Raw genomic sequence first — 6,817 nt, 5'->3', positions numbered from 1 at the left:
CCACATCCGCCGACTCCGGCAAGTCCGTCGCATCCGACTGTTCCGCGAAGAAGGTCTCGTTCGTTTCGCCCAGCATCTGCACCACTTTCTACTTCCCGGCAGCGACTCCCGAACTTTGTCAGCCCGGCCATACGGTGCCGTTCACTAACTCGGCCTTGTTCAGTATCACGAACGAGTGTACGATATCCTGAAGGAGTAAGTCGGGTCAAGGACCGACCGCCGGGACGAACTTCACGTTCATGGGATGTATCGGCGCTGTCGTGCCGTCCGGCAGTTCGGAAGAAGGATCAGCGCAAGCTGCGGCGACGTAACAGCCGCAGCGGAACAGGAGAAGATGAGATGCCGCAGGCTCTGCTTGAAGGTCGTACTGCTGTGCTCACCGGCGCCGCTCAAGGTATCGGGTTCGCTATCGCCAAGATGTTCGTGGCCGAAGGCGCGCGGGTAGTTCTGGGTGATGTGAACGGCGAATCAGCGGTCGAGGCCGCCGAGACCCTCGGTGGTCGTGATGTGGCTGTGGGAGTTCGCTGCGACGTGACCAAGGCTTCGGAGGTCGATCAACTGCTCACTGCCGCCGCCGAGGCCTTCTCGCCGGTAGATGTGATGGTCAATAACGCCGGTATTCTCCGCGATTCCACCATGAGAACCATGACCGAGGAGCAGTTCGACATGGTCATCGACGTGCACCTGAAGGGAACCTGGAACGGAACCCGCAAGGCGGCAGCCGTCATGCGTGAGCGCAAGCGTGGCGCCATCGTCAACCTTTCGTCGATCTCCGGAAAGGTCGGAAACCCGGGGCAAACCAACTACTCGGCTGCAAAGGCCGGCATTGTGGGCCTCACCAAGGCGGCGGCCAAGGAAATGGCCCATCATGGTGTCCGGGTCAACGCAATTCAACCTGGCCTTGTCAGGACTGCCATGACCGAGGCGCTGCCGCAGCACCTCTGGGACGAGAAAGTCGCTGCAATCCCCATGCGGCGGGTCGGTGAGGTCTCGGAGATCGCATCCGTGGCTCTCTTTCTCGCGTCCGATATGTCCTCCTTCATGACCGGCACGGTGCTCGAGGCCACTGGCGGCCGATACATGTAGTGCGCGATGCACGAGTGCGCCGCCCGGGCCGTCGACTCTGATGGTCGAGATTTACATTGAGCGTGCTCTGTGCGGGCGGATCGCCTCTGCCACTCTTTTTCGCGGCGCTTGTCGGGTGGCGATCTTCGGCTGACTGGCAGCGGGTCGACTCGGCCGGGGTCAGCACTCGAGAGGGCGGGCAAGGCTTCTGGCCGTGCGCGGATTTTCTGCGAAGGTTTGCCCACTGGGTGCGGGGTTGGCTGATTGCGACGTTGCCCGCTTCGGTCATCTTGGACCACTGGCCATCGGACGGCGTCATCGAACTCGCTGGGGTGAGTCGACGACATCACGACTCCGCACAGTCTCCTTTGTGGTCGTTCCGGGGATCGTTTGGTGCGGAACGGATTCGGCTGGTGGTTGGGGGATCGTTTGGTGCGGAGCAGATTTAGCTTCTACTCAGTGTAAGAGAACCTGGGTGCTCGTGGTTTTGGTGCTTGCGGATGCAGACTGGGAGTCTGCAGATGTCTGTGCCGCTGTCGGCGCCTTACTGTCGACAGGGGTGCAGGAACCAAGGTTTCATCGTCGCTTCGCTCGAGAATCGGTAGCTCGTTTTACGCGGCAGGCCGACGTCGGATGCGGGGATGGCGCGTGGTTCAGGTGCTCTTGACATGGGTTAAGCCCCGCGGAATACTCGACACTATTCGTATATCAGAACGCCGATGCTTAATTAGGAATCACATGAAGGTGAGTATCCGCCAACGCGGCCTGTACTTCGAGGAACTCGATGCCGAGGTCGTCTATCGCCACAGTCCCGGCCGTACGGTCGAAGCCTCCGACAACACCCTGTTCTCGACTCTGACGATGAACCCGCAAAGCCTGCATCTGGACGCGGCAGCATCGGCGCATACGGAGTTTGGGGAGCGACTGGTCAACAGTCTGTTCACTTTGTCGACGCTGATCGGCCTCAGCGTGGCACAGCTGACTCAGGAAACGACTGTGGCCAACTTGGCATTCGGTCAGATCTCCTTTCCGAAGCCGGTTCTGGCCGGGGACACCCTGTATGCCGAGACGACCGTGCTGAGCAAGCGGGAGTCGAAATCCCGCCCGGATGTGGGCATCGTCGAATTTCTGCACATCGCGCGAAATCAACGCGCCGAAGTGGTCGCCGAGGCGCGACGCACCGCGATGATGCGCCGACTGCCGTCGGAGGATCAGTGATGAGCCCTCTCGTGCAGGGGCCGACCCTGCTGTTTTGTCCGGGCGACCGTCCGGACCGGTTCGACAAGGCCTTGGGTCGCGCCGACGTGGTCATCTTCGACCTCGAAGATGCCATCGGACCGGATCGTAAGGATTCGGCTCGCGCTCAGGTTGCAGCTACCGCAGCCGCGGTGCATGACCGCGCCGTGGTGCGCATCAATGCCGTCGGCACTCCGTGGTTCGACGACGACGTCGCCGCCATGCGCGAAGCTGGTGTGCGCACCCTGATGCTTCCCAAAGCCGCGCATGTGGATCATCTCCGCGCGGTCCACGACTTCGAGGTTATCGGATTGTGCGAGACCGCCGCCGGGGTCATGGCAGCTCCTCGGCTGGCGGCCGAGTCGAACTGCACGGCCCTGATGTGGGGAGGCGAAGACTTGGTCGCCGACATTGGCGGACGTTCAAGCCGCGGGGAAGATGGACGGTACCGGGCGATGATCGAGCAAGTGCGCGCCACAGTGCTTTTCGCCGCAGCTGCCTCGGGAAAACCCGCCATCGACGCCGTCCATGTCGACATCACCGACCTCGACGGGCTTCGACGGGAATCGATCGAGGCTGCCGATATGGGATTTGGGGCGAAGGCCTGCATCCATCCTCAGCACGTCGCGTTCATCCGTGAGGCATTCCGCCCGACAGAGACCCAGATCCACTGGGCTCGATCCGTCCTCGCCCATCCCGACGCTTCCACCGGTGGGGTGTTCCGATACGGCGATCAAATGATCGATGGTCCACTCCTCACCCACGCCCGCACCATCGTCGAAAGGTCCACCTCATGCATTTCGAACTGACCGCCGAGCAGCAGCAACTTCGCGCCGGCGCCCGGGAACTGGCACGTAGCTTTTCCGACGAGTATTGGGCTGAACGCGACGAAAAGTGTGAATTCCCTTGGGAATTCTATGAGGCGTTCGCCAAGAGCGGCTGGCTAGGCATCGCCATTCCTGAGCAGTACGGCGGCGGTGGTCTGGGCATCTTGGAAGCCTCGCTGCTGCTCGAGGAGATCGCTGCATCCGGTGCCGGCATGAACGGCTGCAGCACCATGCACCTGACCATCTTCGGGCTCAACACCATCGTCAAGCACGGCAGCGAGGAGCTCCGCCAGGAGATCTTGCCCGCCGCCGCGGACGGATCCTTGCACGTGTGCTTTGGCGTGACCGAACCCAACGCAGGCACCGACACCACTCGGATCTCCACCTTCGCCAAGCGGGTCGACGGCGGTTACATCATCAACGGCCGCAAGGTGTGGATCACTAAGGCCGGTGATTCGACGAAGATGGTGCTCATCGCTCGCACCACCAAACGCGAGGAGGTGCAGCGGCCCACCGACGGCATGTCGCTGTTCCTGATCGACATCGATCCCAAACACGTCCATCTGAACGCCATCCCGAAGTTGGGCCGCAACGCCGTCTCGTCCTATGAGGTGTTCATCGACGACTACTTCGTCCCTGAGAGTGCCCGAATAGGCGAAGAGGGCAAGGGCTTCAAGTACCTGCTTGACGGACTCAACCCCGAACGCATCCTGCTCGCACACGAGGCGCTCGGTATCGGCCGGGCGGCGCTCGACCGTGCTGTGCGTTATGCGAAGGAACGTGTGGTGTTCGACCGGCCCATCGGTCAGAATCAGGGCATCGCTTTTCCCCTCGCCGAGGCCGTGACCCGCCTCGACGCTGCCGAATTGATGGCACGGAACGCGGCATGGCGCTACGACCAGGGCCTGTCGTGTGGGCGGGAAGCGAACATGGCCAAGTGGCTGTGCGCCGACGCCGGCTTCAAGTCAGCCGACCAGGCCATCCAGACGCACGGAGGCATGGGGTATGCCCGCGAGTACCACGTCGAGCGTTACTTCCGTGAATCGCGCATTCTGCGGATTGCCCCGGTCAGCCAGGAAATGGTCATGAACTACGTCTCCAACCACGTCCTCGGTTTGCCCAAGTCCTACTGACTCAGGATCGGACAATCACGTGCTCGCACCCTGATTGTCCACGGTTGCCATTCTGTACCGACCAGATGTCCTGTGCCAGAAATGGTGCAGGACGCCGCAGATGCAACAGGGCGGCAGCGATGGACGCGGGCAGCGTGGCCCGCGTCCATCCGCATACGGGTTGGCGGGACATCGGCGCGGCAGGACGTGTTCCGATCGATTGATGCGGCACAAACCCGAGCATCGTGTTGCAATCTCCGGCTGGCCCACCGGCGGAGATACAGTGGGGCGCTGTCGTGAAGGGACTGGTCGGTGGACTGAGTGCGCGCAGCGACCCACGCCCGATCGAGGAAACGCGTACCAATTGCGGCCACTCGAACAGATGGGAGCGAAGAGGTAGACATCCCACGCGGGTCAGGTGTCAAGCAGCCGCCGATTGAGGCGGGATCTGATGGTCAGGCCAGGCGGCGTGGTCGTCCCAGGGTTCGTTGTGTTGTAGACACCACCACATGCGTCCGAGGAGCTTGTTGGCGAGGTTGCGCAGCGCGGCGTTGTGGTGGTCGCCGGCGGCTCGTCGTTTGTCGTAGTGGGCACGCGTGCGCCCGCTGATTTGGTGAGGGTGACGAACGCCCACCAGTGGCAGGCGTCGCCGAGTCGCTTGTTACGAACCTTCCGCGCCTTGATGCGATGAAGGGGCGGGGCCTCCCGCTCCCGTGGTTCCCGGCGAATGCTGGGGGTGTCACATCTACACACGACGGAGGAGGCCCCTATGAGCGAGTATGACGGAAAACAGTTCGTCGGGATCGACCTGCACCGGCAACGCTCGGTGATCGTCCGACAGTCCGACGCGGGTGAGCAACTCTCCACCGTGCGGATCATCAACGACCCGGCCTCGTTGGTCTTGCAGCTCGAGAAAGCCGGAGAACACCCGGAGGTGGTACTCGAAGCCACCTACGGCTGGTACTGGGCGGTCGACGCACTGCAGGCCGCCGGTGCACGCGTACATCTGGCACACCCGTTGGGTGTCAAAGGATTCCGCTACCGTCGCGTGAAGAACGATGTCCGCGACGCGTCTGATCTGGCGGATCTGCTGCGGATGAACCGTCTACCCGAGGCCTGGATCGCGCCTCCTCCGGTGCGGGAGCTGCGCGAGTTGGTGCGCTACCGGGCAAAGCTGGTCGCGATCCGTTCAGGCCTCAAGGCTCAGGTACACGCAGTGCTCGCCAAGGAAGGCCAGTTGATCCCCGTCTCGGACCTGTTCGGCGTCGACGGCCGCCGACGGCTGGCGAAGATCCCACTCGGCGCGGCGTACGCGCAACGGGTTATCTCACTGCTCGAGGTGATCGACGTCCTCGACAGCCACGAGGCACGCTTGAGCACCGCGATCGCCGGCCAGCTGCGGAACCATCCCGGCTACCGCGTCATTCAGCAGCTGCCCGGCGTCGGTCCGGTCCTCGGTGCGGTATTCGTCGCCGAAATCGGAGACGCTCAATGGTTTGCGGGACCGGACCGGTTGTGTTCGTGGGCGGGACTGACCCCGCGTCACCACGAGTCGGACACCGTCGTCCATCGTGGCCACATCACCAAGCAGGGCAGCAAACTGGTCCGATGGGCGGCGGTCGAGGCCATCCAGCACCAACCCGCCGCCACGAAGATCTCCGTCGATCGTGCACGCATCGAGGCCCGCCGCGGCAAGAACATCGGGAAGGTCGCCGCGGCCCGCAAGCTGCTCACCCTCGTCTACTACGGGCTGCGCGACGAGCACATCCGCGCACTGGCCAACAAGAGGATGGCGGCGTGAGCACCCCGGACGCAGCACGCGCGCGGCCGCTAATTTGTCTGACCCCCGCATCGCGGCGTGGTCGTGCCGCTTGATTGACCCCGCGTGTTGCCACCGTACCGCTCCATGTCCGCTCCATCGCCGGACGAAGGGATGACCGGCAGCCGGAGGAATTGGCCCTGCCCCAAACCCATACGCATCACACTGGAGACGTTGCCGCACAACAACTACACATTGCCCCCCCCGGATCTCGCATCAGTGTGCGCCGTTACGGGCCACCGTCAAGATCGTTCGTCCTCGCTGCGCTGCGGGCGCTGCATCTTGACCGATGGCCCTTGCCCGGCGCCGTCCGCATGGAGGCCGGAACGGCTTGAACAGCACCCTTGACAGGCCCCGCCCCTTCAGGGATGACATAATGCGATCGGCCCGAGGCGCGGGTGATGGGCGCAGTGCCGGCGAACGCGCGCAACCCGTTCGCCGTCGCGAACCGTGCAGGATCGTCGCCGACCTCGGCCAGGACCCGGGCGGCGAGAATCGGACCGAGACCCGGAGCCGACCGCAGGATCTGCGCGAGCGGGTGGCTGTCGAATTCGCGACCCAGCGCGTCCTCGAGGCTGTCGGGGCTTCCCCCCTGAGTGAGGACATCATGAACACTGGGTCGTGAAGACCCAGAGGAAGAGATGTCACTGATGGCGATGAAGTCGTACTCGGCGGAGTTCAAGGCCGATGCCGTCGCGCTGTACCTGTCCGATCCGAGCCACACGTTCGAGGGCATCGGCAAGGATCTGGGAGTCAGC

At 63.2% G+C, this 6,817-nt stretch carries 8 protein-coding genes; 7 read left to right on the top strand and 1 reads right to left on the bottom strand.

Going from position 1 to position 6,817, the window contains the following annotated elements:
• From ACH49N_RS38795 to ACH49N_RS38770, 6 genes are all read left to right on the top strand, one after another.
• Positions 1-191, top strand: a 191-nt coding sequence (locus ACH49N_RS38795) for a hypothetical protein (RefSeq protein ID WP_397505247.1), incomplete at its 5' end; no start/stop codon positions are given.
• 148 nt (positions 192-339) lie between these two features.
• Complete coding sequence (gene fabG / locus ACH49N_RS38790) at positions 340-1,086, top strand: 3-oxoacyl-ACP reductase FabG (protein WP_358278778.1); 747 nt, start codon at positions 340-342, stop codon at positions 1,084-1,086.
• 717 nt (positions 1,087-1,803) lie between these two features.
• Positions 1,804-2,283 carry a MaoC family dehydratase gene (locus tag ACH49N_RS38785; protein WP_358278780.1) on the top strand — a complete coding sequence of 160 codons (480 nt, stop codon included), beginning with the start codon at positions 1,804-1,806 and terminating at the stop codon, positions 2,281-2,283.
• Entirely contained in the window at positions 2,283-3,110 is an 828-nt protein-coding gene (locus ACH49N_RS38780) for a CoA ester lyase (protein WP_358278782.1), read from the top strand. Before ACH49N_RS38785 ends, ACH49N_RS38780 begins: the two co-directional genes overlap by 1 nt.
• Positions 3,095-4,261, top strand: coding sequence for an acyl-CoA dehydrogenase family protein (locus ACH49N_RS38775; protein WP_358278784.1), 1,167 nt, complete (start codon positions 3,095-3,097; stop codon positions 4,259-4,261). The genes ACH49N_RS38780 and ACH49N_RS38775 overlap by 16 nt, the downstream gene beginning before the upstream one ends.
• Positions 4,262-5,009: 748 nt before the next feature.
• Positions 5,010-6,041: an IS110 family transposase gene (locus ACH49N_RS38770; protein ID WP_358278786.1), complete on the top strand. Its 1,032-nt coding sequence runs from the start codon at positions 5,010-5,012 to the stop codon at positions 6,039-6,041.
• Between the two features lie 247 nt (positions 6,042-6,288).
• Here the strand turns inward: ACH49N_RS38770 and ACH49N_RS38765 are convergent, their stop codons facing one another.
• Positions 6,289-6,537 (bottom strand): transposase, encoded by a 249-nt coding sequence (locus ACH49N_RS38765; protein WP_397505249.1) that lies wholly within the window; start codon positions 6,535-6,537, stop codon positions 6,289-6,291.
• On the opposite strand from ACH49N_RS38765, the gene ACH49N_RS38760 reads away from it, so the two are divergent.
• Positions 6,436-6,684 (top strand): hypothetical protein, encoded by a 249-nt coding sequence (locus tag ACH49N_RS38760; protein ID WP_397505251.1) that lies wholly within the window; start codon positions 6,436-6,438, stop codon positions 6,682-6,684. The two genes, ACH49N_RS38765 and ACH49N_RS38760, sit on opposite strands and share 102 nt — an antisense overlap.
• The last annotated feature ends 133 nt before the right edge of the window (positions 6,685-6,817 follow it).

The sequence above is a fragment of the Rhodococcus sp. NPDC019647 genome (assembly GCF_044389235.1).
GTDB lineage: Bacteria > Actinomycetota > Actinomycetes > Mycobacteriales > Mycobacteriaceae > Rhodococcus_F > Rhodococcus_F oxybenzonivorans.
This window is presented reverse-complemented; position numbering and strand designations above follow the sequence as displayed.

What these genes read in the sequence shown, in the direction of transcription:
- ACH49N_RS38785 (WP_358278780.1), top strand. Translation starts at nt 1,804, where the DNA reads ATGAAGGTGAGTATCCGCCAACGCGGCCTGTACTTCGAGGAACTCGAT.
- ACH49N_RS38775 (WP_358278784.1), top strand. Translation starts at nt 3,095, where the DNA reads ATGCATTTCGAACTGACCGCCGAGCAGCAGCAACTTCGCGCCGGCGCC.
- ACH49N_RS38780 (WP_358278782.1), top strand. Translation starts at nt 2,283, where the DNA reads ATGAGCCCTCTCGTGCAGGGGCCGACCCTGCTGTTTTGTCCGGGCGAC.
- ACH49N_RS38770 (WP_358278786.1), top strand. Translation starts at nt 5,010, where the DNA reads ATGAGCGAGTATGACGGAAAACAGTTCGTCGGGATCGACCTGCACCGG.
- ACH49N_RS38760 (WP_397505251.1), top strand. Translation starts at nt 6,436, where the DNA reads ATGCGATCGGCCCGAGGCGCGGGTGATGGGCGCAGTGCCGGCGAACGC.
- fabG (WP_358278778.1), top strand. Translation starts at nt 340, where the DNA reads ATGCCGCAGGCTCTGCTTGAAGGTCGTACTGCTGTGCTCACCGGCGCC.